Origin of the sequence: Jeotgalibacillus marinus (genome assembly GCF_040801915.1) — a bacterium.
Classification (GTDB): domain Bacteria; phylum Bacillota; class Bacilli; order Bacillales; family Jeotgalibacillaceae; genus Jeotgalibacillus; species Jeotgalibacillus marinus.
Genome location: NZ_JBFMIA010000001.1, coordinates 574,031 through 597,079, shown reverse-complemented (window position 1 = coordinate 597,079; position 23,049 = coordinate 574,031). Strand labels below are relative to the sequence as shown.

Here is a 23,049-nt window from a genome sequence, read left to right as displayed (position 1 = left end):
CACAGACCTATCACAATATGAAACGGGATATCTGATTGTTGAAGGGATGACCATGACGTTCTCTGTCATGATGATTCTCATTTACTTCGCTCTATTTGTTACACTTGCGTTCACTGTATTTTCAAAACGAGATATTGCCTCTTAAAAAAGAGCCAGCTACAGATTCTTATGTAGCTGGCTCTTTTTCGTTCATTTTATCGTATATTTGCTTAAGTGCTTGTTCAAATTTACCTGTCGTTTTCGGTTAAGGAGCATCTTTTGAGTCGTTGAGGTATGAGTGATCTAGGTCATTTGGCATAATCCGCGGATAGAAGATGTGTAAACTTCGATAAACCGAGCGCAAACGCGGATATTCGGCACGTATGCTTTGATAAACCTGACTCAAACGCGGATATCGACACGCGTGCTTCGGTAAACTTGGAACGATACGGATAATCGTCATTTGCTTCATAAGCTTGACTCAAACGCGTGTATTCGACGAGCATCCTTAGATAAACCCGGGACAGATGCGGTATTATTTAAATGAGATGAAAAAATAAAAATGGGGTTGGCCTGTTTTTTCTTTAAGGTAGCTGAATAAGAAAGAGCATCTTGTCATAAAGATGCTCCAGTCTAGATTATGTGACAACGTTGTATCCGTCCTCCACGATATCGAGTTGACCTGTATTTGGGTCGATAACGAGTCCGTGGACGGGTACTTTTTTGTCCATAAGGGGATGTTGTCGTACCATGTCAACACTGTAGCAGACGCTTTCTTTTACGTCTTCGAATCCTTTGAGCCATTCGTGTAAATCAATACCAGAGTACATTAATGTATTAAAGGTATCTTCTTTGATTCCACGTTCTTTCATTTTTCTTATCATTGAGTTGCTATTAACTGTACCCATTCCACAATCATAATGGCCGATGATGATCACTTCATCTGCTTGAAGTTCGTACACAGCGACAAGGAGGCTTCTCATAATACTGCCGAAAGGATGCATGATGACGGCGCCTGCGTTACGAACAACCTTCACATCACCATTTTTCATATTCATAGATTTAGGCAACAACTCGACTAATCGAGTGTCCATACACGTTAAGATGACTAATTTTTTATCAGGAAATTTTGTTGTTACGTATGGTTCGTACTGTTTTTCCGATACAAATTGTTTGTTGAATGATAAAATTTCAGAAAGAAGTGTCACGGAAGGTCCCCCTAGAAAAAAGTTTTGTTTCATCTATTGTAAAAAAAGAAAAGACATCTGTCGAATTTCACAGATGTCCTAAATGAAATTTAGCTCTCAGAGAACAAATTTTGTAAACTTTTCGTAGCTTTTTTTCAAGGTCTTCAGCAGGGATAAATTGAAGTGCAGCAGATTTTATGTCATAACGTAAGCTTTCCGGGTCTGTACCGTCAGTGAAGACGTGACTAACGTGAAAATCAGTATGTTTGCTTCTGATTTCTGTACGTATACCGAATAAACCTATTACAATAGTAGTAGACGAATGAATAAACTTAATACTCTAAATTATTATTTGGAAAAGGAAAATGGATGGATAAAGTAGAATATTTAACATAGAAGACTTTACGATATCTATCACGACTCCGTAATGGGAAAGGAGCGTTTCAGATGGGAAATTTTCAGCTAATGAAAAAATCAAGCTTCTATTTTATAGGAATGCGATGGACAGGTACCTATGAAGCGGCAGTACATGGTGAAATTCATTCATTGATTCAATTGTGTAAAGAAAGGTTAGCAGAACTACATTTAGTCGGAGATGAAGTCGACTTAATTGGGTTATCCTATCATGATCGACCAGACGGTTTTACGTATTATATTGGAACGGAGACGTCGGAAGACCAAGAGATCCCTTCTGATATGCACAGAATCATTGTGCCAGCCCATCATTTCGCTGTCATAGAGCATAACGGTCAACAGGCTTGGAGAAGCTATGAACAGTTATACGGGTGGGTACAGGAACAAGGATACCATTTAAATCAATATGGTTTGAATCATATAGAGGTGTATCCAATGAACTATGATCCTTATAAAATGAGTCCAACACTCCTTATCGGCGTTCCGATCAAAAAAAGTCCACATATGGTTGACTAAAACATCCTAAAGGCGTATAGTAGCAGGATTACAGGCGCTTTTGGCTATTTGGAATTGGATCAAAACGGAGACATCTCCAACAGATGTTTCCTTTTATTATGGATTTTTATTGTTTAGGCAAGCGGCTAGCTGCCTATCTCCAAGTCACCCTACAAAATAGCGGAGGAGGCCGCAGCATGCTAAGGCAGTTTAACGCCCGCATCCGCTCTAATGTAAAGGAGTTTTGCGAATGGTTCTACCTAAGCAAGTAAAGTATTCACTATTTGTTCTTATTGGTGCATGTAGTTACGGAATTCATGCATCAACTGTTAAGCTTACCTTTGGTGCAGGACACTCAATAGATGAAGTAACAGGTGGTCAATATTTCTTTGGGATCATCATGTTGTTACTGTTATTAACTTTCTCGAAAAAACAAAAATTGTCATTGAAAAGTAATTTAAATCTAATGGGGATTGGCGTGTTTTTAAGCTTTACCGGTATATTTTATAGCTTGAGTATTGAACGCTTACCCGCTTCAATTGCCATAGTATTGTTGTTTCAATTCACTTGGATTGGGGTCTTACTTGATGCGATTGCGAGTAAAAAGTGGCCGTCCAAGCAAAAACTCGTATCTGTTGTCCTCTTATGGCTAGGTACAATTTTTGCTGCTGGTATTTTTGAAGCAAATGGTTTTCAATGGTCACAGAGTTTAGATGGCGTAATGTATGGTTTTTTTGCTTCTATTACGTTTGCGTTATTTATTTTTTTTAGTGGAAAAGTCGCGAAAAATGCACCGACCATTCAACGTAGTATAATGATTGCAATAGGTGGGATCTTGGTGATTATCGCGCTATTCAGACCAACCTTCGTATGGGATGGAACATTGACTGAAAGCTTGTGGTCGTATGGCTTGGTGCTCGGTCTATTTGGGACAATTTTTCCGATTATCTTTTTCTCACTCGGTACACCGCATATTGATTCAGGGTTAGCAACGATCGCAGGAGCAGCCGAATTACCAGCAGCGATTGTAGCAGCGATGTTCATTTTAGGAGAAGTCATTACACTTGCACAAGGCTTTGGAATGATGTTAATTTTAGTAGGAATCATCTTGCCACAGTTACCGACTCATACAAGGCATCGAAAACGATCTGAACCAATTGAACTTTAAATTTAACATAGATATTGAGGTAATTAGGAGGCACACACATGACTGGAAGATCAGATAAAGAACTTGAAGGTGTTAGTTTACTTGGAAATCAGGGCACAGCGTATTCATTCGACTATGCACCTGAAGTGTTGGAGTCATTTGATAATAAACACGCTGGCAGAGATTACTTTGTTAAATTTAACTGCCCAGAATTTACATCACTTTGCCCAAAAACGAATCAGCCTGATTTCGCAACGATTTACATCAGCTACATTCCTGGCGAAAAAATGGTTGAAAGTAAGTCATTGAAACTCTATTTGTTTAGTTTCAGAAACCATGGTGACTTCCATGAAGACTGCATGAACATCATCATGAACGACTTGATCGAACTCATGGATCCTCGCTACATTGAAGTTTGGGGGAAATTCACTCCACGTGGCGGAATTTCAATCGATCCTTACGTGAACTATGGTAAGCCAGAGACAAAGTATGAAGAAATGGCTTTCCACCGATTGATGAATCATGATATGTATCCAGAAACAATTGATAATCGATAACTTATGAAAAAAGCATCCTTTAAAAGGGTGCTTTTTTTTGAAGTGTTTTTTTAAAAGTTTACTAAATAAAGTGGAATAGACTTATAAAATGCCCTCAGGTTGGGTATTTTGTAAAAAGAGGTTGTTGGTTAAAAAGAGTAGGAGTGATTGATTTGAAGATTACGGATGTGAGAATTTGTTTATTAAACTTAAAAAAAGTTGAGAGTGGTCTATCTTCTTTGTCACTAAACAAAGCGGACATCGTTGCAAAGAAAAAGTTGCAAAGCGCAATGTTGGAAGTGTGTGAAGTCATCGATGATGTAAAGGAGAGACTAAAAGAATTAGAGCATCCGCAACGATAGGAACAATTTATTGTATGGAGGTGATTGAATGCCTGAGTATTTAACAATTATCATTCGAGCAACAAGTATTTTAGTTGTACTATTTTTTGTCACAAAGATGCTCGGGAAAAAGCAAATCTCCGAGCTTTCTTTTTTTGAATATATAATAGGAAATACGGTCGGAAGTATTGGTGCTGAAATTATTACAGGGCTTGATAATAGTTTCATTCACGGTGTAATTGGAATCATTGCGTTTATTTCAATTCCGTTTGCCGCAAATTTATTAGCAATAAAGAGTAAACACTTACGTGAATTTCTGGATGGAAAAGGGACTGTGCTAATTCGAGATGGTAATATTATAGAAAAAAACTTAAAAAAAGAGCGTTACACGCCAGATGAGCTGATGAAGTTGTTACGAAGGAAAAGTGTGTTCCAATTTTCCGATGTTGAATTTGCCATCCTAGAATCTACAGGCGAGTTGAATGTATTATTGAAGAGAGAAAAACAGCCATTAACTCCTAGTGATATAAATTTAAAAGTCGCACCAATAAAGGAACCACGCACAGTAATTATGGATGGAAAAATGATAAATGAAGCATTAGAGTTTATCGGGAAAAGCAATGAATGGATGACATCAGAACTTGAAAAATTAGGAGTTAGTGTAGAGAGTATTTTTATTGGTCAACTTGAATCGAATGGACAACTAATCATCGATCAATATGATGACAGTATCTCAACGAACGAGTCTGTTGATGAAGGACCTTATTTGGTCGCTATCCTAAATAAATGTCAAGCTGATTTAGAACTGTTTGCTCTTTCTGCACATGAAGAACAGGCGAAATTGATGTATATTAAAAATAGTGAAAAATTGAAGAAGGTCATTCAAGACACTAAAAAGTACTTACAATGATGGTTATAAGTGAAATGGGAACTTATTCGGTAATTTGCATGTTAAAATTTACTGAATAACTCTATCAATCCAACTCTTGTACACAAGCATTGGTCAATGTATTGAAACGATCGGAATGACCATCATATTCAATCAACGAGCTTCTACCGGTGGAACGAATATTTTTGTTAAAGTATAAACTTAGACAAAATTCAAACGTCTAGCCTAGCTGTGGAGTTGGATGACTTCACGTTTTTTTACGTTGTTTACAGTGAAGGGTCATGGAATTATATTGCTTTTTGTATGAATATTTATATAATTAATTCATAAATTAGATTGTACGGAAAGGGAGGTGAAGAGAGATGAGTAATGAATTGGCTTTTTTTGCAGCATTTTTAGCATTTCCCACAATTTGCTGTGGAATTTTTCATGCATATACGCTAAAGGGACGAGTCTGTCCATTTTCACGCCAATGCACGAATCCAATTTCATTCAGAGTCTCTTTTTTACCTCATGCAATTTGAAAAGTAGGCTGGAAGTGTGTCCGAAGCACGCATAATGACTAGTTCCTATTTGTATAGCTGTGGGGGAGAAGGTCCTCCACGGCTATTTTTTATGCTAAAAGAGATCTTCAACTAATGCTTAGGAGGAACAAGTATGATCTTACGGCAATTGAATCAAGTTACAAAAGGATATAGTGGACAACGATATTTGAAGAACTAACGGTTACGAAAAGGATCGAATTGGGCTAGTAGGTCGTAATGGTAGAGGTAAAACGACATTGTTCAACTTAGTGGAAGAGAAGTAGCAGATGAAGGAACGATTACCATATATAAAAGCAAAGCCCGATTTCTCAGTGTTAAAAAAGAGAAATTGGGCTTTCTTTACTTGTTATGACTTACCTTAAAATTTGAAGTGTTTTTTTTCTACTAAAGAAGTGGAATACACTAATAAAATGCAGTTGATTGGGCATTTTATTAGAAATAGGGTGTTCTTTAAAAAGAGTGGGAGTGATTTATTTGAAGGTTACGGATGTGAGAATTTGTTTATCTAATTTAAAAAAAGTTGAGAGTGGACTATCTTCGTTGTCAGTAAACAAGGTGGATATCGATGCAAAGAAAAAGTTGCATAGTGCAATGTTGGATGTATGTGAAGTCATTGATGATTTAAAGGACAGACTAATGGAATTGGAGCATCCGCAATAGGAACACTGACTAACATTATGTATGGAGGTGATTGAATGCCTGAGTATTTATCAGTTATCATTCGAGGGGCTGGCATATTAGTCGTGCTTTTTTTTGTCACAAAGGTTCTCGGGAAAAAGCAAATTTCCGAGCTTTCTTTCTTTGAATATGTAATAGGAATTACAGTCGGAAGTATTGGTGCTGAAATCATTACGGGGCTTGATCGTAGTTTTATTCATGGTGTAGTTGGTATTCTTGCATTTATTCTAATCCCGTTTGCCGCTGATTTATTATCATTAAAAAGTAAAAAATTACGTGATTTTCTAGAGGGTAAAGGGCTTGTGCTAATAGAAAATGGTAATGTTTTAGAAAAAAACTTAAAAAAAGAGCGTTACACAATAGATGAGCTGATGGAGTTGTTACGAAGGAAAGATGTGTTTAACCTTTCTGACGTTGAATATGCCATCTTAGAGCCTACAGGTGATTTGAATGTATTATTGAAGAGAGAAAAACAGCCATTAACCCCAAGTGATCTAAATTTAAAAGTCGCACCAATGAAGGCACCACGCACAGTAATAATGGATGGAGAAATAATGGATGAGGCATTAGAGTCAATTGGAAAAAGTAATGAATGGATGAAATCAGAACTTGAAAAATTGGAGATTAAATTAGAGAATATTTTCATTGGTCAACTTGACTCGAGTGGACAACTAATCATCGATCAATTTGATGACAACATCTCAACGAACGCTTCTGTTGATGAAGGACCTTATTTAATTGCCACACTAAATAAGTGTCAAGCTGATTTAGAACTATTTGCTCTTTCTGCACATGAAGAACAGGCGAAATTGATGTATATAAAAAATAGTGAGAAGTTGAAGAGGATCATTCAAGACATTAAACAGGACTTACAATGATAAGGATGTTTGAATATATAAAGCCCGATTTCTCAGTGTGACAAAAGAGAAATTGGGCTTTCTTTACTTGTTGTGCCTGGATTGGGGAGCTTTCTTTACTGTTTATGTCTGGATGGGGGGGGGGCTTTACTGATTATGACTTTACCTTCAAATTTGAAGTTTTTATACGATTACTTTTTGAATTTGGCAGTTGACTATCGTCAAGCCGACAAAACTAAAACGGAGAATTTCAGTAATCGGCTTGTTTTAGCCATTGTACCTGCCGAACCGCTAGAACTTCCATACGTAATCTTGTTTCTTTTACCTTATTAATCTTCCAGCCAGCCTTAACCCTTAAACAAGAGGAAGGGGAAGAGGAAGAGGAAAACTAGTTGTTACACTAACTTAATAACCACCATGGAAACATGAACAACCTACGACAATTAATAGAACGAACACTATAATAATCAGTACAAAGGGATTGCATTTTTGTACAGCGTATTCACCACTCATTATTATTTTCCTCCTTTCTGAAGTAAAGGAATAGCTTCTATATATATTATGATTTTTTAAAAAAATTGTAAGGGACGACCTCATCAATTTGTATGCAAATTCAATAAATAGTTATTAGCACAATCCGGTAGAAAGTTTATGATCAACACCTAGAGTGGTCTATCTGTTGTCGGCGGACATTGATGCAAAGATTCAAAAGGACTTACAATGATGGTCATAAGTTAACATGTCCAATTTAACCGTGGAGTTGGATGACTTCACGGTTTTTTCTTTGTACCAATGACGATGGAATAAATTGTTTTTTTTCTGAATATATTATATAATGGATCCATAAATTAGATTGTACGGAAAGGAAGGTGAAGAGAGATGGGGAATGAATTGGATTTTTTTGCAGCATTTTTAGCGTTTATCACAATTTGCTGTGGAATTTTTCATGCATATACGTTTAAAGGGACGAGTCTGTCCATTTTCACGCTAATGCACGATCCAATTTCATTCAGAGATCTCTTTCACCTCATGCAATTTCAAAAATAGGCTATAAGTGTGTCCGAAGCATGCTTGAGACTAGTTCTATTTGTGTAGCTGTGGGGGAGAAAGATCCCTACGGCTATTTTTTTATGTCAAAAGAGATCTCTCAATTAACGCTTGGGAGGAAATGAGTATGATCTTATGCCAATTGAATCAAGTTAAAAAAGAATATAGTGGAACAACGATATTTGAAGAACTAACGTTTACGATTAAGGAAAATGATCGAATTGGGCTTGTAGGACGTAATGGTAGTGGAAAAACGACCTTGTTCAACTTGATTAGTGGAAGAGAAGAAGCAGATGAAGGAATAGTTACGAAGCAAAAAGAATGTGACATTGGCTCTCTTAGTCAAATTCCGACAGCAGATGGTGACTTATTAGGAAGGACGTTTATAAAATCTGCATTTAAAGAACTGATATCGATCGAAACGCAAATGAAAAAATTAGAAGGACAATTGTCTAGTGAACAAAATGAGTCACGATTGTCACGATTTGTTGAGCAATATGGGAGTTTACAAGAAGAATTTGAGCAGCGACGTGGGTATGAAATGGAGTCTAAAATAGCATCCATTGTAAAGGGTCTGCAAATTGAAGAGTTAGTCGAACGTACATTTAAAGAAATGAGTGGTGGGGAAAAAACGAAAATGGGACTTGCGCTTATACTCCTGCAACAACCAACTGTTTTATTGCTTGATGAGCCGACGAATCATCTTGACCTCGAGTCAATCGAATGGCTGGAAGGATTCATCAAAGATTATTCAGGTTCGGTCGTTGTCATCTCGCATGACCGTTATTTTTTGGATCAAGTCGTAACTAGCATAGTGGATTTAGAAGACGGAGAACTGACAAATTACGCTTGTAATTATTCTACCTTTGTTACTCAAAAGGAAGAAAAGCTATTACAAGAATTTCATAATTATGAAGAGCAACAAAAGAAAATTAAAAAGATGAAAGAAGCCATAAAACGTTTAAGACAATGGGCAAATGAAGCGAGTCCACCGAGTGAAAAGCTTTTTCGAAAAGCAAAAAGCATGGAAAGAGCGCTTACTAAAATATCACTTATAAAAAAACCAGTACTGAATCAAAAAAAAATGAATTTACTTTTTAGTACAAACGATCGAAGCGGGAAAGATGTACTTACACTTGATGGTGTTTCAAAAAGCTTTCAAACGCCACTTCTAATCGATGTGAATGCATCGATTTATTACCGAGATCGTTTTGCAATTGTAGGTCGAAATGGAGCAGGAAAAACGACATTATTGAAGATGATCTTAGGGGATATCGAACCTGATGGTGGTATCATTAAAGTAGGAAGTAATTGTCACATAGGCTATTTAGCTCAGCATACACTCTCCTTTAGTGAAAAAGATCGGGTCATTGACTTATTTAGAGAAGAAGTTGGGATGAGTGAAGAAGAATCCCGTTATACATTGGCAAAGTTTTTATTCTATGGACCGAGTGTTTTTAACAAGGTTTCTGGATTAAGTGGTGGGGAGAGAATGAGGCTCCGATTAGCTATCTTAATGCATCAATCATGTAATTTTTTAATCCTTGATGAGCCAACGAATCATTTAGATATAGAATCAAGGGAAGTGTTAGAAGAAGCACTAGATGAATTTGAAGGCACTATTTTGGCTATTTCCCATGATCGATATTTTCTCAATAAGCTTTTCACGAGAATTGGTTTGCTAGAGAATAGGACGCTTGAAGTGTTTGAGGGTTCGTATGAGTGGACAGTCTCTAAACAAAATGAATGGAATAAAGTGGAGGGACCTTAATCAAAAAAAAGCCAAGAAGAAAACCGTAGGGTAAAATCAAAAACAAAAAGCAGGACTATTTCCGAGGAAATGGATGAGGAAATTTGGCTGGAAAAACTCGAAAAAGTGGAGGGGTCACTTCTTGTGATCGACAAATTACTTCAACGAGAGAGAAATGCCCAAAAAATTCAAGAACTTTATAGCCAAAGAGTGAAGCTAGAAAAGTCGTATGATGAACTGTATCGTTTATTTACGAACTAGGCTTGAAGGTTTGTTTTCACTTGATTGTAACCACCCTTTCCATTTGTGATTTGCTTTCGTGTTAGAATGGAGATATAGCAGATAAAATCGAACGTGAAAAGGGACGTTGATATGGTACATCAAGAGATATTTTTAAAAGCAGAAGTATTTATACGACAACTTTACCTGGAGCAACAACTAGGTATGGAAGAATGTGACCAGCGAGTTGATGAGATTCATAAAAGCATCATTCAAACAGGTACTTATTCTCATACAGTTGAAGAACTAGCATATGGGGCTCGAGTAGCTTGGCGCAATAGCAACCGATGCATTGGTCGATTATTTTGGAATAGCTTAAATGTCATCGATGCCCGTGATGCAACTAGTGTAGAAGCAGTAAAGAAAGCTTTGCTTCATCATATTTCACATGCAACAAATGATGGGAAAATTAAAGCAACTATGACGATTTTTCAACCGAGACAACCTGGTGAAAAAGATCCTGTGAGAATTTATAATCACCAACTGATCCGTTATGCGGGTTATAAGTTGGGAGATGGTACTATTATTGGAGATCCACATTCTGCTGAATTCACAATGTTTTGCGAGTCACTAGGATGGAGTAGTGAAAAAACAAAGTACGATATTTTACCGATTGTTGTTCAAGTAAATGAAGAAGAGCCAACTTATTTTGATATTCCAAGATCACTTGTAAAAGAGGTGAATATCACTCACCCTGAGTACCCTGGGATCGATCGGCTAGGCTTAAAATGGTACGCTGTGCCGATTATTTCTGAAATGAAGCTTGAAATTGGCGGATTAGACTATATTGCAGCACCATTCAATGGCTGGTACATGGAGACAGAAATTGGTGCACGTGATTTCGCTGATGATGAGCGTTATAACGAGTTACCTAAAGTAGCGGAGGCAATAGGGGGAGCGACAGGTCGAAAGTCAATACTTTGGAAAGATCGTGCCTTGATTGAATTAAATTATGCTGTTCTCCAATCGTTTAAAGATGCAGGAGTGAGTATGGTTGATCATCATACAGCAAGCAACCAATTTGGTTTATTTGAAGAAAAAGAAAAAGCTGAAGGAAGAGAGGTAACTGGTGATTGGACTTGGCTGATCCCACCAATATCTCCGGCAACATCTCACATCTTTCATAAATCCTATGCAAATGAATGGAAAGCTCCAAACCTTTTTTATCAAAACCGCTTTTTCACAACAATTACGGACAGAAAAAAAGATGGAACATGTCCATTTCATTCATCTAATCAATAGGAAAAGCCTTATTTCATTTTTGAAATAAGGCTTTTCTCGGTAGCCTCTATCGACTGGAGAGTAAAGTATATAGTGATATTTTTATACGAGGGTGCGTACTCGGTGTAAATTATACAAAATAAAATTATTTTTTCTTTGTGTTTAGAAAATTTAATTTATAATAAGGGCAACTACAATAATAGAGGTGAGCTTATGGATATTGAAAAAATATACGGTGATTTACCTGTCTTAGAGACAGAGCGACTCATCCTTAGAAAAATAACTTTTGAAGATGTGGAAGCTATGTATTCATACGGTTCTAATGAAGATGTGTCTAAGTACGTTACTTGGAATACTCACAAAACATTATCAGATACAAAAGAGTTTGTTGAATTTATACTAAGCCAATATGAAAATAAGAAAGTGGCTCCTTGGGGGATAGAATATAAAGAAAAAGGAAAATTTATCGGGACGATTAATTTTCTTGGGTGGCAACCAAATCATAAAATTGCTGAAATCGGATATGTAATTTCACAAGATTATTGGGGAAAGGGTATAGCGACTGAAGCCGCAAATGAAGTTATTAGGTTTGCCTTTAACAATATGGATTTAGTTCGTATTCAAGCAAGATGCTTTGTAGAAAACATCGGTTCAGAACGAGTAATGGAAAAAACGGGAATGTCTTTTGAGGGGACCATTAGAAAAGGGATGTTCGTAAAAGGACAGCATCAAGATTTAAAGATGTACTCTATATTAAAAGAAGAATTTTCATCTCTAGAAAATGTAAATAACTAAGCAGCTTGATTATCAAGCTGCTTATCTTTTGTGAAATATTCTTTATAGCATGTCTTTACGGGGCTGAACGAGCCACATGCGCTTTTCTTGTTACTTGGTTAGTTTTTGTAGTTTGTTAATAACGGATAGGGATTTTCCTGTTCCGATCGCTACGGATTCAAGCGGGTTTGGTGCGATATGAACGGGAACGACAATTTCTTCGCTTAACCACTGTTGAAGGCCATTAAGCAAGGCGCCACCACCACTTAAAATAACGCCGCGGTCTACAATGTCACCACTTAACTCAGGTGGGCAACTTTCTAATGTTGCACGGATCGCTTCTAAAATACTAAACAATGATTCTTGTATGGCAGATTGAATTTCTGTTGAAGAAAGTGAAATTGTTTTTGGTAATCCTGTAACAAGGTCACGACCTCTAATATCCATTTCAATACTTTTATGTTTGATTGGCGCGTGACCAATCTCCATTTTAATTTGTTCAGCAGTACGCTCACCAATCAATAAGTTGTAAGATTTACGGATGTATTGAATAATATCTTCGTCCATCTTATCACCTGCTACACGGATTGTATTACATGAAACTACGCCTCCGTATGAGATGATAGCAACTTCTGTTGTACCACCACCGATATCAACAATAACGTTTGCTACAGGTTCTGCAACAGGTAGATCTGCACCGATCGCAGCTGCCACTGGCTCTTCAATTAAATGAACGTGTTTTGCACCACTATTTTTTACTGCATCATGAATCGCACGTCTTTCTACCGAAGTTGCACCAGAAGGGGTACAGACAACGACGCTTGGTTTGCGAATGGAAAACCCCATTTTTTTCCCTATTGTTGTCATTATGTGCTTAAGCATTTCTGTCGTTACATCAAAATCAGCAATCACACCGTCTTTTAGCGGTCTAACAGCTACAATGCTTCCAGGTGTTTTCCCAATCATATTTTTTGCATCAGTACCTACAGCTAATACTTTTTTCGTGTTGACATCAATTGCAACAACAGATGGTTCGTTCATAATAATTCCCTTATTTTTACTGTAAACTAATATATTAGCAGTACCTAAGTCGATACCAATTTCTGCATTCGATAGCATAAGTAATTCCTCCGTTGTCATGATTAAGTCAGCTAGAACAAAGTCGTAAGTAAAAGTCCAATCTTTATTCCTAAGATATAGTAGATTTAGACTGGGCAGTTGCTTAGTATACTCTTCCGTGTAGTATAGACTATTTTGTAGTGGAGGGGGAGAGGGGATTGTTGGATGATCTGTTAATTACAGTTGAGATTACGATGATACAAAATCGTAATACGATAAAAAAACTCAGTGTGATAAAGCATAAAGCACTTACATCCAATAGTTGTTGTTAAATCCCGTAATAAAAGAATAATGATCCTGTAATATAAAAAAACCAGTTCCAATAAAGGAACTGGGCGTAGTGATCAAAACTTTGGTAGTGTGAAATGATCGAGTAGGTATTGCATTTCATTGCTCATTTCATGCAACGTTTGAACATGAGCATTCATTTCTTCGAAGGCTCTTAACTGTTCGTTGGTTGAAGCAGAGATCTCTTCTGTACCAGCAGCAGTTTGTTCAGAAACAGCAGAAATATTTTCAATAGCTTCAACTACTTGTGCAGAGCGGTTACTAGACTTTTTCATGCTATCAACTAATGAACGAAGCTGATCATCTATTACCTGCACCCGAGTAGCAATGGTTTGAAATGCAGATTCGGTTTCATCCATTGAGTCTAATTGTTTTTCGGATAGGGATTGACCAGTGTCAGCAGCTACAGTGATTGCACCTATCCCATTCTGGATATTTTGTACCATAACCGAAATTTTGTCTGTTGCTTGTGATGAATCGTCAGCTAGTTTTTTCACTTCATTCGCTACCACAGCAAACCCCTTACCTGCTTCTCCAGCTCTGGCAGCTTCAATCGCAGCATTGAGAGAAAGTAAGTTCGTTTGATCGGCAATTTCTCGAACAAAAATGGCCGCCCCTTGAATCTCATCAGTAAAGCTTGCAAATTGATCGATCGCTTTTTTAATCGAAGTAGAAGATTCTGCAAGGTCGCGTGCATATTGTTGCTGCCGATTTAATGAATTTCTTCCCGTTTCAACTGAATCGAGCGCTTCATGTCCTTTATCGGAAGATTGTTCACTAATCGCTACGCTATCTTGGAAATCAGTATTCATGTGGCTCATAAGCTCAGCTGTTGACTGAACATCCTCAGAAATCGATTGGCTTCCGCTAGCAAGTTCTTCAGTTGATGCAGCTACCTGTGAGCTACTTTCTGATAGGTGAACCATTTTTTCAGAAATATCGGAAGTGAAACTTGTTATACGATCTTTGGTTAGCTTGACCGAATACACGGTATCTTGTAAGTTGAGAATCATTACATTGAATGATTCATTTAACAGATCGATTTCGAATGCAGAAGATTTTTTTGTGCCAACCTTTGCTAGTTCGACTGTTAAATCTCCACTTGCCACTTTGCGTGCGTTGACGACCATCTTGTTGAGCGGAGTCGTGATTTTTCTTGCGATTGTAAATGACAGAATAACAGACAACACAATAATTGCCGTAACACCGATAAATGCAAACCACACGATAAAGGAAATGCGCTGTTCTGTAGCAGTAGCTGTTGCACTATACCAATCATCTGCTAATATTTTTAGCAAATACAGATCATTGGTAATACCAGCTACACGGGAAGCTTGGCGGTTCGTTTCAGAAACTTCAGCTGTATCAAGTGCACCTCCAGCAGCAAAAATGAGGTCTTCATATTTAGCTTGAATGATTGCAAGTTGTTCCTTTTGATTTTCCGTAGGCATAATAGAAGACAGTTCTTCAATACTTTCTTCTGTAGCTAAAATCTGATTCTGTGTATTTAAGCGATTGCCTTCATTTGGACTTAGAGAAAAGTTGACTAGTGCTTGCTGAATGAATAAAAACTCACTATTTAATGATTCAATATCGACTAAAACATCTACATCGTTTTCGGAAGCAGAGCTCATTGTGTTCATTTGATATACTATAAAAGCAATGATAATTGTTGAAAGTACAAGTGGAATAAGCGCTAATAGAAAGAGTCTTTTACGTAGTGTCATGTGATGCGCTCCTTTAATTTTTCTTGTCTGGCACAATGATCTCGCCAGAAATAATTTTATTTCTTCCATCTTGTATAAGTGCTTGTCCATTCATATCAAGATCAATTAATCGAATGTCAGCCAATCCAACACCGTTTTGTGCAAGACCTAAATCATAATCCTCATTCTCAATCGATCCTTCAACGAGAGAGTTCACAAGGTTGTATACCGCTACATCCATATTCTTGATCATAGACGTTACAACTGCTCCCTCTGCCACGAAAAACTGATCACTATCAACACCTGCAGCATAGATTCCTAGTTCCTGAGCTTTTAAAATCGCACCGACACCACTGTAACCTGCAGCTGGGTAAATAAAGTCAGCTCCACTTGCAGCTTGTTTTGAAGCAATTTCTTCACCAAGGTCTGCATCCCCAAAGTCCCCAACATAGTCGACTAAAACTTCAATTTCAGGGTTTGCAAAGGTCGCGCCAGCAATATAGCCTGCTTCAAAGCGATGGATGAGTGGTTCGTCAATCCCACCTATAAATCCAATAATTTCAGAATTACTTGTTAAAGCCGCAACAAGACCAACTAAAAAGCTTCCTTCTTGCTCTTTAAATGTCATGGAAATAACGTTTTCAACTTCAGAAAAGCCATCAATCAATAAAAACTGTTGATCGGGGTTTTCTGTCGCGACTTTTTCAATTGCTTCTTGTGCCGTAAAACCAAGTCCAATAACCAACGACATATCTTGTGCAACTAATTCATTTAATTTTTCCTCAAAATTACCGTCGGGTGCTTCTCGATAATCAAAAAGAATATTCAAGTCATTTCGAGCTCTTTCAAGACCTTGAAAAGCTGCATCACTAAACGAACCATCTCCTAGTCCAGTATCGGACAATACGATTCCAACTTTTGCATCAAATGTTGTGCCCTCTGCTTGCTGTTGTTGAAATGCATTGCAGCCAGACAAAAAGATAAGTAGCGAAAGAGTAATAAGAGTGGATACCATTTTCTTCATTTGCATTTTCCTCCAGGTGGCGATCTTTGTAGTTAGTAGAAAACATAGATCTGTATAAAGAACTATTTTTTCGATTTGAAATAAAACTATTATACTAGTTATTATGAATTTTAACACCTATTTCAAGAAAGGTGCTACTAGTTTAAAGCAATCGTATGTATTATCGACAAAAAACCCCCATGATTTAGTATCACCATGGGGGCGAGTTTATTTTTATTTTTTGGTAAAAAATTCAGCGAGTTCTTGGCTATGAAGTTTGCGTGCTTTGCGGTGTCCTGCTCTACTTTTAGCTGTCTCGTTAAGCCATTCTTCTTCTTCTGTTTCTGCAATAATTTGTGGAACAGTTGATGGCTTTCCATCTTCACTAAGTGCAACAAAGGTTAGAAAAGAAATGGCAGCCACTGTTTGCTCACCAGTTAAAAGCTTCTCTGATGTCACGCGCACAAAAACTTCCATGGAACTGCGGCCTGTGTATGTAACGAAAGCTTCGAGGGTAACGGCATCTCCTAAACGGATTGGTTGTAAAAAGTCGACTGAATCAGTGGAAGCAGTGACAACAGACTGTCTTGCTAATTTAGTGGCTGCAATGGAAGCGACATTATCAATGTAAGCCATAAGTTTACCTCCAAAAAGCGTTCCATGGTGATTCGTATCAGGGGGAAGGACATGGTTTGTTTGAATGGTGCGTGTTTCACGCATGAATTTTTGTTTCGACATTCGTGACAGCTCCTTTTTAGATAGTGTTACTAAGATAAATAATTTTATAATGTTTTTTTGAATTTAGTCTCCGTTCCAGCGGAAGGCTCTGAGGTCGTAAGAGTTCGGATTGCGGGGTTAAAGAGTACCCTCCTTTCCGTCTCCCTCTGCTTGGCGTCAAAAAAACACTGGAATTAATCCAGTGTCAAGATTTAAGTCTATTTTTTTGATTCCTTTGATTTTAATGTATTGAGTAGGAAGTACATGAAATCTTAACCGTTTTCTGAGATGTTTTGGTAGTGCTAGCAGCTCGAGGGCATAAGCCAATAAATGAAGCAATGAACGCCGTGTTCTTGTCCCAGCAAAGTGCCCGATTATGCTCCAAGTTATCAATTCTATGGTCTATAGACACCCTGCTAAGTAGGGAAACACTTCATCATGCAGGGCGTCCGGTGCTTGCCTGGGCTAAGCTAGCACTTCAGCTTTAAAACGCCCAATCACCATTACGGAAGATTGGTTCGCTTGTTCCATCATCTTTAATGCCATCAATATTCATTTTGTCAGAACCGATCATGAAATCAACGTGTGTGATACTGTTGTTAAGGCCGCTTTTTTCTAGTTCTTCTTGTGACATGTTTTTCCCACCTTCAACACAGAATGCATAGGCGCTTCCGATTGCTAAGTGATTTGAAGCATTTTCATCAAACAATGTGTTATAGAATAGTACATTTGATTGTGAGATAGGTGATTGATGTGGAACAAGAGCCACTTCACCAAGTCGATGTGAGCCTTCGTCTGTAGCAATCAATTTTTTAAGAATATCTTCACCTTCGTCTGCTTTTACGTCAACAATGCGTCCATTGTCAAATGTGATTGTGAAGCCATCAATGATGTTACCACCATAGCTAAGTGGTTTTGTATTCGTTACGTGCCCACTCACGCCATCTTTGTGAGGAACAGTGAATACCTCCTCGGTTGGCATGTTTGCCATAAATGTATCGCCTTTTTCGTTTACACTGCCTGCTCCAGCCCATAGGTGGCCTTCAGGAAGCTCAATGGTTAAGTCTGTTCCAGGGGCAGTGTAGTGAAGTTTACGATAGCGCTTTTCATTTAGATAATCCGCTTTTTCATGCAGCGTTTCATCATGGGTCTTCCACGCTTGGACAGGGTCGTCTTGGTCTACACGTACGGCTTTAAAAATCGCTTGCCATAATGAATTAATCGCATCCTCTTCTGATAAAGAAGGGAATACTTTTTTCGCCCAACCAGCAGATGGAGCAGCGATTACTGTCCAGCTAACTTTGTCGGATTGAATGTATTTACGGTATTGGTCAAGCGCTTTACCAGATGCCTTTTGGAAAGCTGAGATTCGTTCTGGATCGACTCCTTTAAGTAGATCAGGACTTGAAGACACGATTCTCATAAATGCAGCGCCTTGCTTCGCCATTTCCTCAAGTTCAATTCTTTTCCAGTCGGGGTATTCACTAAATGAATCGTCTGGAGCGAGGTCGTATTGTATACGACTAACTTCATCATCTAACCAGTTAACAAAAACTTGGCGTGCACCTGCTTCATACGCTTTTTTTGTTACAAGTCGTACGAAATGAGCGTTGTCCAAAGTGGCTCCGATATTAAGCCATTGATTAGGTTGAATATTGACTCCAACCTTTACAGCTAGTTCTGCATATTTTTCTAAAAGCGCTTCATGATTCATGTTTTTAGCTCCTTTATGTATATAGTTTCAGCTCTTATTTTATCAGTTGATTGTAAAAAATCAAAAAATATAAGTGTTGTTAAGGCCATTTCTCTAAAACAAATACTTACAAGTTTCGCAAAAGGTCTTAAAGGATGAAGAAATATTCCGATATAACATAAGTGAAAAGAATTTTGTGATAGTAGGTGAGTTAATTGGATAAATCCACGGTGTTTGGTATTGTACTTGGGTTTTTAGCGATTGGAATAAGTGTTGTTTTAAAAGGTGTTGATCCCACAGCTCTTCTGAATGGACCAGCCATTATGATTATTTTTTTGGGAACAATCGCTTCGGTTACCATTGCGTTTCCAACGTCAGAATTAAAACGCGTTCCTCAACTTTTTAGAATTTTGTTCAAAGAAAGTAAATCAGCAAATGTCAAAAACGTAATTCAAATGTTTGGCGAATGGGCAGAATTAGCTCGAAAGGAAGGTCTTCTAGCATTAGAAGCAAAGACCGGTGAAATTGAAGATGCATTTTTGAGAAACGGTCTTGGTCTTGCAATCGATGGTCAGAATGCCGACTACATTCGTGATGTTTTAACAGAAGAGATAGAGGCAATGGAAGATCGTCATTCATCAGGAGCTGCTATTTTTTCACAAGCAGGTACGTATGCTCCAACACTCGGGGTTTTAGGAGCCGTTGTAGGGCTAATCGCTGCATTGGGTGATATGAATGATACGGTAGCGTTAGGTAATGCAATTTCAGCTGCGTTTATTGCGACTCTTCTAGGTATTTTCACTGGGTATGTACTATGGCATCCATTCGCCAATAAGTTAAAACGTAAATCAACAAAAGAAGTAATGGTGAAATATATGATGATTGAAGGCATTTTATCTGTATTGGAAGGAGAAGCGCCAAGAGTAATCGAACAAAAGCTTGCTTCATACTTACCTGCAAAAGAGCGGGAAAAGTTATTGGATGAAAGCGGGGCGAATGCCAATGTCAAGGCGTAAAAAGAAACAAAAGCATAAAGAGCATGTAGATGAATCGTGGCTCCTTCCTTATGCTGATCTTTTAACTCTATTGCTTGCGCTGTTCATCGTATTGTTTGCAAGTAGTAGTGTGAACGCAGACAAATTTGAGGAAATGTCTCAGGTATTTAATGAAATCTTCTCGGGTGGTGAAAATGTACTCGATTATGCAAGTATTATTGCAGCGGATGCGTCTGAGGACTACTTTGATCGAGTCGATGGTGCGGATGTTAAAGCGTCTGAAATGACAGAAGAAGAAAAAATAATTCAAGCGTTTTTAGATGAACAGTCTGAACGAGAATTAGCTGTTGCTGCTGATCAAGAAGAGCTAAGACAAATTCAGTCTGCAATTGAATCTTACATTCAAGGAAACAATTTGGAAGGTCAGTTTGCAACTCAATTACTCGATGAAGGACTGCTGTTAACAATAAAAGATAGTGTATTGTTCACTTCTGGTTCAGCTACTGTCCAAGAATCGTATCGAGAAGTTGCCATTGAAGTCGCTCAACTTTTAGAGTTTGATCCACCAAGAAATGTTATTATTTCTGGACACACAGACAATGTTCCAATTGGAAATGCAAACTTCGACTCGAATTGGGAACTAAGTGTGATGCGTGCAATCAACTTTATGAGTATTGTTATAGAAAACCCTGCGCTTGAACCAAAATGGTTTAGTGCGAAAGGATTCGGTGAATTTCAACCAATCGCTTCAAATGACACAGAACAAGGTAGAGCACAAAATAGGCGTGTTGAGGTCCTTATTTTACCACGATTCACAATCGATGGTACCATGGATTCGCTCACGCCAAACCCTGAATAATGATCTAGCTGCCGAGAAAATCTTGGCAGCTATTTTTTTTTCTCTCCAAAGAAATTTTACACATTCTTTTGCCTGGGTTGATAAAGGATAAACACGAAACCATTTTAACTTAGAAAAGTACGGTGTTTCGGTTGCAAGAACCCACCCCTTTTAGCGTTACTTGTTCTTCATATGATTGGGCGAAATAGTTAATCTTAAAATTCAATAATCGAAACACATATGTTTACGTCCAAAATACCCACCTTTTACTAAGGAGGAAACGAGAACATGGATAGAAAAGTGTATTAATAAAACGAATGGACGTGAGCAAAAGACGACCCTTAATGAAGAAGGAAAACATATTGGTTGGGTTGATTTTAAAAAAATATCGATAATTTAAATAACCACACTGAATTAGGAATTGCTATGGGAGATAAAAGTTTCTAGGGGAAAGGATATGGATTAGCCGCTATGAAAGAACTGCTTGATTTTGGATTTAGTCAGTTAGATATAAACGCTCAGTAGACATTGAAAATGAAAAGGCGTATTCATTGACCTTTTGAGATGAGTATTCTAAAAGTTGAATATATGAACATTAAGAAAGGTATGGCTGATTAAAAGCCATACCTTTTCCTATGCTAATTCAAATGTATTCCAGTTGTTATTGGAAGGATGTTCTTATGTAGCTCTTAAGTTACCTAACTCTTCAGCAATTGCTTGCATTTCGCTTGTGCTAAATTTTTCACGCTTTATTACCATCGTATAGAGATCATGAAGTTCTTCATACATTTCCGCATCAAAGTGAGAAGCTTTGATTGCGCCAGCATTGACGATGCGAAGACGATCTTTAATTTCTTCAATCATATATTCAGCATTTTCAGTTGATTTAACAGACAAATTCATTGTTGTCATCAGTCCTTTCAGCCATTCTTATTCATCTTTCCATGCTTTCAATGTTCTGTCAACATGAATTTGTCATGCACCACTAGGCAATTTTTCTTTTCTCTTCAGCTTTTTCTTCTTTAATCTTTTCTTTGATTCGTTTCGTCTCATACGCAACGACACCTGACAATCCAAGTAAACCGATTAAATTCGGAAATGCCATTAAACCGTTCATGACGTCTGAGAATAGCCAAACAACATCAAGGGAAGCGACTGAACCGACCATGATGGCAACAACAAAAAGCAAACGGTAAAAAGTATTCAACTTTTTATTTCCGACTAAATATTGAAAACACTTTTCACCATAATAAGACCAGCCAATAATGGTTGAAGCAGCAAAGAAAATTAACCCGATCGTGACAACCAAATTACCCATATCACCAAGGAAATAACCGAATGAAGCAGACGTCAATGCACCACCCGTTAAATTTCCGACTTCATAAAGTCCTGACATGACAATCGTAACACCTGTAATCGAACAAATAATTAACGTATCGATCAAGACTTGTGTCATGGATACAAGTCCTTGACGTCCAGGCAAGTCTGTTTTAGCTGCTGCAGCAGCGATTGGAGCCGAGCCAAGACCTGCTTCATTCGAGAATACGCCACGTGCGACACCATAACGGATAATTGCACCGATGACACCACCAGCAATGGCTTCATTTCCAAATGCAAGAGAGAAAATGGTGGCAAACGCTTGAGGCACAAGTTCAAAATTTAGTATCATAACAAATAATCCAGCGATTAAATAAAAAGCAGCCATGAAGGGAACAATAAAAGCCGTTACTTTACCGATGCTTTTAATACCACCAAGAATAACTAATGCAGTAAAAATGGTTAAGGCGATTCCAGTTATCCAAGTTGGAATGCTAAACGTATCTGCCACAACACCAGAAACGGCATTTGATTGAACCATATTACCTATTCCGAAAGCTGCGATTGCACCAAATAGGGCAAATAAAATACCAAGCCATTTTTGCTTAAGGCCTCGTTCAAGATAGTACATAGGACCGCCTGACATCTGACCATCCGCATCTTGAACACGGTATTTAACGGCTAGCACGGCCTCCGCATACTTTGTAGCCATTCCGAATATTGCAGATAGCCACATCCAGAAAATCGCTCCAGGACCACCTAGAACCACAGCTGTGGCGACACCGACGATATTCCCTGTTCCAACCGTCCCGGCCATTGCCGTCATTAACGATTGAAAATGAGATATATCTCCTTTAGAGTGCTTGTCCTGATTTCTTGAAAAGGCTAGCTTTAGGGAGTAACCAGTGAATCTAAATTGTATTAACCCTAATCGGAATGTTAAGTAGATCCCTGTCCCAACTAAAAGAATTAACAATGGTGCTCCCCAAACAAGATCACTGACGTTAATCAAAAAGTTTTCAAAAGCTTCCATGGAACTCCTCCTCTACAAATAGGATGTAAAAAGAACAATTTCCGCACGTATTATATCGAATATTAAGAAAATTCAATGGTTTTGTCAAGGTTTTTTTCCCATTTGGAAAATATAGTAGGTTTTAGAAAGGCTAGTTTAGGTAAAATAAGAAGGGGGAAGTAAGGCTTCGGGACCTATACATGATCAGCGTTTTATTTGTAA

At 37.9% G+C, this 23,049-nt stretch carries 26 protein-coding genes; 16 read left to right on the top strand and 10 right to left on the bottom strand.

Features of this window, described 5'->3' with window-relative positions; translation table 11 throughout:
• Nucleotides 1–145: DUF2705 family protein (locus AB1471_RS03030; RefSeq protein ID WP_496350326.1), on the top strand; the 145-nt coding region annotated here is incomplete at its 5' end.
• A 472-nt stretch (nt 146–617) separates the two neighbouring features.
• Here the strand turns inward: AB1471_RS03030 and AB1471_RS03025 are convergent.
• Complete coding sequence (locus AB1471_RS03025; RefSeq protein ID WP_367778095.1) at nt 618–1,187, bottom strand: beta-class carbonic anhydrase; 570 nt, start codon at nt 1,185–1,187, stop codon at nt 618–620.
• 67 nt (nt 1,188–1,254) lie between these two features.
• On the bottom strand, nt 1,255–1,455 hold the full coding sequence (locus tag AB1471_RS03020) for a peptide-methionine (R)-S-oxide reductase (protein WP_437342323.1): 201 nt from the start codon (nt 1,453–1,455) through the stop codon (nt 1,255–1,257).
• A gap of 158 nt (nt 1,456–1,613) precedes the next feature.
• On the opposite strand from AB1471_RS03020, the gene AB1471_RS03015 reads away from it, so the two are divergent.
• The 9 genes from AB1471_RS03015 to AB1471_RS02975 all read left to right on the top strand — a co-directional run bounded on the left by AB1471_RS03015 (nt 1,614) and on the right by AB1471_RS02975 (nt 7,401).
• Complete coding sequence (locus tag AB1471_RS03015) at nt 1,614–2,096, top strand: GyrI-like domain-containing protein (protein ID WP_367778094.1); 483 nt, start codon at nt 1,614–1,616, stop codon at nt 2,094–2,096.
• A 229-nt stretch (nt 2,097–2,325) separates the two neighbouring features.
• Nucleotides 2,326–3,243 (top strand): EamA family transporter, encoded by a 918-nt coding sequence (locus tag AB1471_RS03010; protein WP_367778093.1) that lies wholly within the window; start codon nt 2,326–2,328, stop codon nt 3,241–3,243.
• Nucleotides 3,244–3,281: 38 nt separating this feature from the next.
• Nucleotides 3,282–3,779, top strand: a complete 498-nt coding sequence (queF, locus tag AB1471_RS03005; protein ID WP_367778092.1) for a preQ(1) synthase — start codon at nt 3,282–3,284, stop codon at nt 3,777–3,779.
• A gap of 152 nt (nt 3,780–3,931) precedes the next feature.
• Nucleotides 3,932–4,120, top strand: coding sequence for a hypothetical protein (locus AB1471_RS03000; RefSeq protein ID WP_367778091.1), 189 nt, complete (start codon nt 3,932–3,934; stop codon nt 4,118–4,120).
• 28 nt (nt 4,121–4,148) lie between these two features.
• Complete coding sequence (locus AB1471_RS02995; protein WP_367778090.1) at nt 4,149–5,009, top strand: DUF421 domain-containing protein; 861 nt, start codon at nt 4,149–4,151, stop codon at nt 5,007–5,009.
• Between the two features lie 341 nt (nt 5,010–5,350).
• Complete coding sequence (locus tag AB1471_RS02990; protein WP_367778089.1) at nt 5,351–5,512, top strand: RAxF-45 family protein; 162 nt, start codon at nt 5,351–5,353, stop codon at nt 5,510–5,512.
• Between the two features lie 495 nt (nt 5,513–6,007).
• Nucleotides 6,008–6,193, top strand: a complete 186-nt coding sequence (locus AB1471_RS02985; protein WP_367778088.1) for a DUF1657 domain-containing protein — start codon at nt 6,008–6,010, stop codon at nt 6,191–6,193.
• Between the two features lie 35 nt (nt 6,194–6,228).
• Nucleotides 6,229–7,089 carry a DUF421 domain-containing protein gene (locus AB1471_RS02980; protein ID WP_367778087.1) on the top strand — a complete coding sequence of 287 codons (861 nt, stop codon included), beginning with the start codon at nt 6,229–6,231 and terminating at the stop codon, nt 7,087–7,089.
• A gap of 135 nt (nt 7,090–7,224) precedes the next feature.
• On the top strand, nt 7,225–7,401 hold the full coding sequence (locus AB1471_RS02975; protein ID WP_367778086.1) for a hypothetical protein: 177 nt from the start codon (nt 7,225–7,227) through the stop codon (nt 7,399–7,401).
• 72 nt (nt 7,402–7,473) lie between these two features.
• Here AB1471_RS02975 and yjcZ read toward each other — a convergent pair whose 3' ends face one another.
• Nucleotides 7,474–7,581, bottom strand: coding sequence for a sporulation protein YjcZ (gene yjcZ / locus AB1471_RS02970; RefSeq protein WP_367778085.1), 108 nt, complete (start codon nt 7,579–7,581; stop codon nt 7,474–7,476).
• 366 nt (nt 7,582–7,947) lie between these two features.
• On the opposite strand from yjcZ, the gene AB1471_RS02965 reads away from it, so the two are divergent.
• The 4 genes from AB1471_RS02965 (at nt 7,948) to AB1471_RS02950 (ending at nt 12,160) form a co-directional block, all read left to right on the top strand.
• On the top strand, nt 7,948–8,115 hold the full coding sequence (locus tag AB1471_RS02965) for an RAxF-45 family protein (protein ID WP_367778084.1): 168 nt from the start codon (nt 7,948–7,950) through the stop codon (nt 8,113–8,115).
• Nucleotides 8,116–8,242: 127 nt separating this feature from the next.
• Nucleotides 8,243–9,886 (top strand): ribosomal protection-like ABC-F family protein, encoded by a 1,644-nt coding sequence (gene abc-f, locus AB1471_RS02960; RefSeq protein WP_367778083.1) that lies wholly within the window; start codon nt 8,243–8,245, stop codon nt 9,884–9,886.
• 351 nt (nt 9,887–10,237) lie between these two features.
• The gene (locus AB1471_RS02955; RefSeq protein ID WP_367778082.1) at nt 10,238–11,386 is read left to right on the top strand and encodes a nitric oxide synthase oxygenase; all 1,149 of its coding nucleotides are present in this window, start codon (nt 10,238–10,240) and stop codon (nt 11,384–11,386) included.
• Nucleotides 11,387–11,578: 192 nt separating this feature from the next.
• Nucleotides 11,579–12,160: a GNAT family N-acetyltransferase gene (locus tag AB1471_RS02950; RefSeq protein WP_367778081.1), complete on the top strand. Its 582-nt coding sequence runs from the start codon at nt 11,579–11,581 to the stop codon at nt 12,158–12,160.
• Nucleotides 12,161–12,250: 90 nt separating this feature from the next.
• Here the strand turns inward: AB1471_RS02950 and mreBH are convergent, their stop codons facing one another.
• The 5 genes from mreBH to AB1471_RS02925 form a co-directional block, all read right to left on the bottom strand.
• On the bottom strand, nt 12,251–13,258 hold the full coding sequence (mreBH, locus tag AB1471_RS02945; RefSeq protein WP_367778080.1) for a rod-share determining protein MreBH: 1,008 nt from the start codon (nt 13,256–13,258) through the stop codon (nt 12,251–12,253).
• Nucleotides 13,259–13,602: 344 nt separating this feature from the next.
• Nucleotides 13,603–15,273, bottom strand: a complete 1,671-nt coding sequence (locus AB1471_RS02940) for a methyl-accepting chemotaxis protein (RefSeq protein WP_367778079.1) — start codon at nt 15,271–15,273, stop codon at nt 13,603–13,605.
• 13 nt (nt 15,274–15,286) lie between these two features.
• Complete coding sequence (locus AB1471_RS02935) at nt 15,287–16,276, bottom strand: BMP family lipoprotein (RefSeq protein ID WP_367778078.1); 990 nt, start codon at nt 16,274–16,276, stop codon at nt 15,287–15,289.
• A gap of 213 nt (nt 16,277–16,489) precedes the next feature.
• Nucleotides 16,490–16,993, bottom strand: coding sequence for an acyl-CoA thioesterase (locus AB1471_RS02930; RefSeq protein WP_367778077.1), 504 nt, complete (start codon nt 16,991–16,993; stop codon nt 16,490–16,492).
• 463 nt (nt 16,994–17,456) lie between these two features.
• Nucleotides 17,457–18,686, bottom strand: a complete 1,230-nt coding sequence (locus AB1471_RS02925) for an aminopeptidase (protein ID WP_367778076.1) — start codon at nt 18,684–18,686, stop codon at nt 17,457–17,459.
• A 194-nt stretch (nt 18,687–18,880) separates the two neighbouring features.
• On the opposite strand from AB1471_RS02925, the gene motA reads away from it, so the two are divergent.
• Complete coding sequence (gene motA, locus AB1471_RS02920; protein WP_367778075.1) at nt 18,881–19,681, top strand: flagellar motor stator protein MotA; 801 nt, start codon at nt 18,881–18,883, stop codon at nt 19,679–19,681.
• A complete protein-coding gene (gene motB, locus AB1471_RS02915) occupies nt 19,668–20,519 on the top strand; it encodes a flagellar motor protein MotB (protein ID WP_367778074.1) in 852 nt (283 codons plus the stop codon). The genes motA and motB overlap by 14 nt, the downstream gene beginning before the upstream one ends.
• 657 nt (nt 20,520–21,176) lie before the next feature.
• Here motB and AB1471_RS02910 read toward each other — a convergent pair.
• The gene (locus AB1471_RS02910) at nt 21,177–21,401 is read right to left on the bottom strand and encodes a DUF1128 domain-containing protein (RefSeq protein ID WP_367778123.1); all 225 of its coding nucleotides are present in this window, start codon (nt 21,399–21,401) and stop codon (nt 21,177–21,179) included.
• A gap of 82 nt (nt 21,402–21,483) precedes the next feature.
• Nucleotides 21,484–22,848 carry an alanine/glycine:cation symporter family protein gene (locus tag AB1471_RS02905; RefSeq protein WP_367778073.1) on the bottom strand — a complete coding sequence of 455 codons (1,365 nt, stop codon included), beginning with the start codon at nt 22,846–22,848 and terminating at the stop codon, nt 21,484–21,486.
• Nucleotides 22,849–23,049 lie beyond the last annotated feature (201 nt).

Bases quoted from the DNA above. Each gene is read 5' to 3' on its own strand.
- AB1471_RS03015 (WP_367778094.1), top strand. From the start codon at position 1,614: ATGGGAAATTTTCAGCTAATGAAAAAATCAAGCTTCTATTTTATAGGA.
- AB1471_RS03010 (WP_367778093.1), top strand. From the start codon at position 2,326: ATGGTTCTACCTAAGCAAGTAAAGTATTCACTATTTGTTCTTATTGGT.
- queF (WP_367778092.1), top strand. From the start codon at position 3,282: ATGACTGGAAGATCAGATAAAGAACTTGAAGGTGTTAGTTTACTTGGA.
- AB1471_RS02995 (WP_367778090.1), top strand. From the start codon at position 4,149: ATGCCTGAGTATTTAACAATTATCATTCGAGCAACAAGTATTTTAGTT.
- AB1471_RS02990 (WP_367778089.1), top strand. From the start codon at position 5,351: ATGAGTAATGAATTGGCTTTTTTTGCAGCATTTTTAGCATTTCCCACA.
- AB1471_RS02980 (WP_367778087.1), top strand. From the start codon at position 6,229: ATGCCTGAGTATTTATCAGTTATCATTCGAGGGGCTGGCATATTAGTC.
- AB1471_RS02975 (WP_367778086.1), top strand. From the start codon at position 7,225: ATGACTTTACCTTCAAATTTGAAGTTTTTATACGATTACTTTTTGAAT.
- yjcZ (WP_367778085.1), bottom strand. From the start codon at position 7,581: ATGAGTGGTGAATACGCTGTACAAAAATGCAATCCCTTTGTACTGATT.
- AB1471_RS02965 (WP_367778084.1), top strand. From the start codon at position 7,948: ATGGGGAATGAATTGGATTTTTTTGCAGCATTTTTAGCGTTTATCACA.
- abc-f (WP_367778083.1), top strand. From the start codon at position 8,243: ATGATCTTATGCCAATTGAATCAAGTTAAAAAAGAATATAGTGGAACA.
- AB1471_RS02955 (WP_367778082.1), top strand. From the start codon at position 10,238: ATGGTACATCAAGAGATATTTTTAAAAGCAGAAGTATTTATACGACAA.
- AB1471_RS02950 (WP_367778081.1), top strand. From the start codon at position 11,579: ATGGATATTGAAAAAATATACGGTGATTTACCTGTCTTAGAGACAGAG.
- mreBH (WP_367778080.1), bottom strand. From the start codon at position 13,258: ATGCTATCGAATGCAGAAATTGGTATCGACTTAGGTACTGCTAATATA.
- AB1471_RS02940 (WP_367778079.1), bottom strand. From the start codon at position 15,273: ATGACACTACGTAAAAGACTCTTTCTATTAGCGCTTATTCCACTTGTA.
- AB1471_RS02935 (WP_367778078.1), bottom strand. From the start codon at position 16,276: ATGAAGAAAATGGTATCCACTCTTATTACTCTTTCGCTACTTATCTTT.
- AB1471_RS02930 (WP_367778077.1), bottom strand. From the start codon at position 16,993: ATGTCGAAACAAAAATTCATGCGTGAAACACGCACCATTCAAACAAAC.
- AB1471_RS02925 (WP_367778076.1), bottom strand. From the start codon at position 18,686: ATGAATCATGAAGCGCTTTTAGAAAAATATGCAGAACTAGCTGTAAAG.
- motB (WP_367778074.1), top strand. From the start codon at position 19,668: ATGTCAAGGCGTAAAAAGAAACAAAAGCATAAAGAGCATGTAGATGAA.
- AB1471_RS02910 (WP_367778123.1), bottom strand. From the start codon at position 21,401: ATGAATTTGTCTGTTAAATCAACTGAAAATGCTGAATATATGATTGAA.
- AB1471_RS02905 (WP_367778073.1), bottom strand. From the start codon at position 22,848: ATGGAAGCTTTTGAAAACTTTTTGATTAACGTCAGTGATCTTGTTTGG.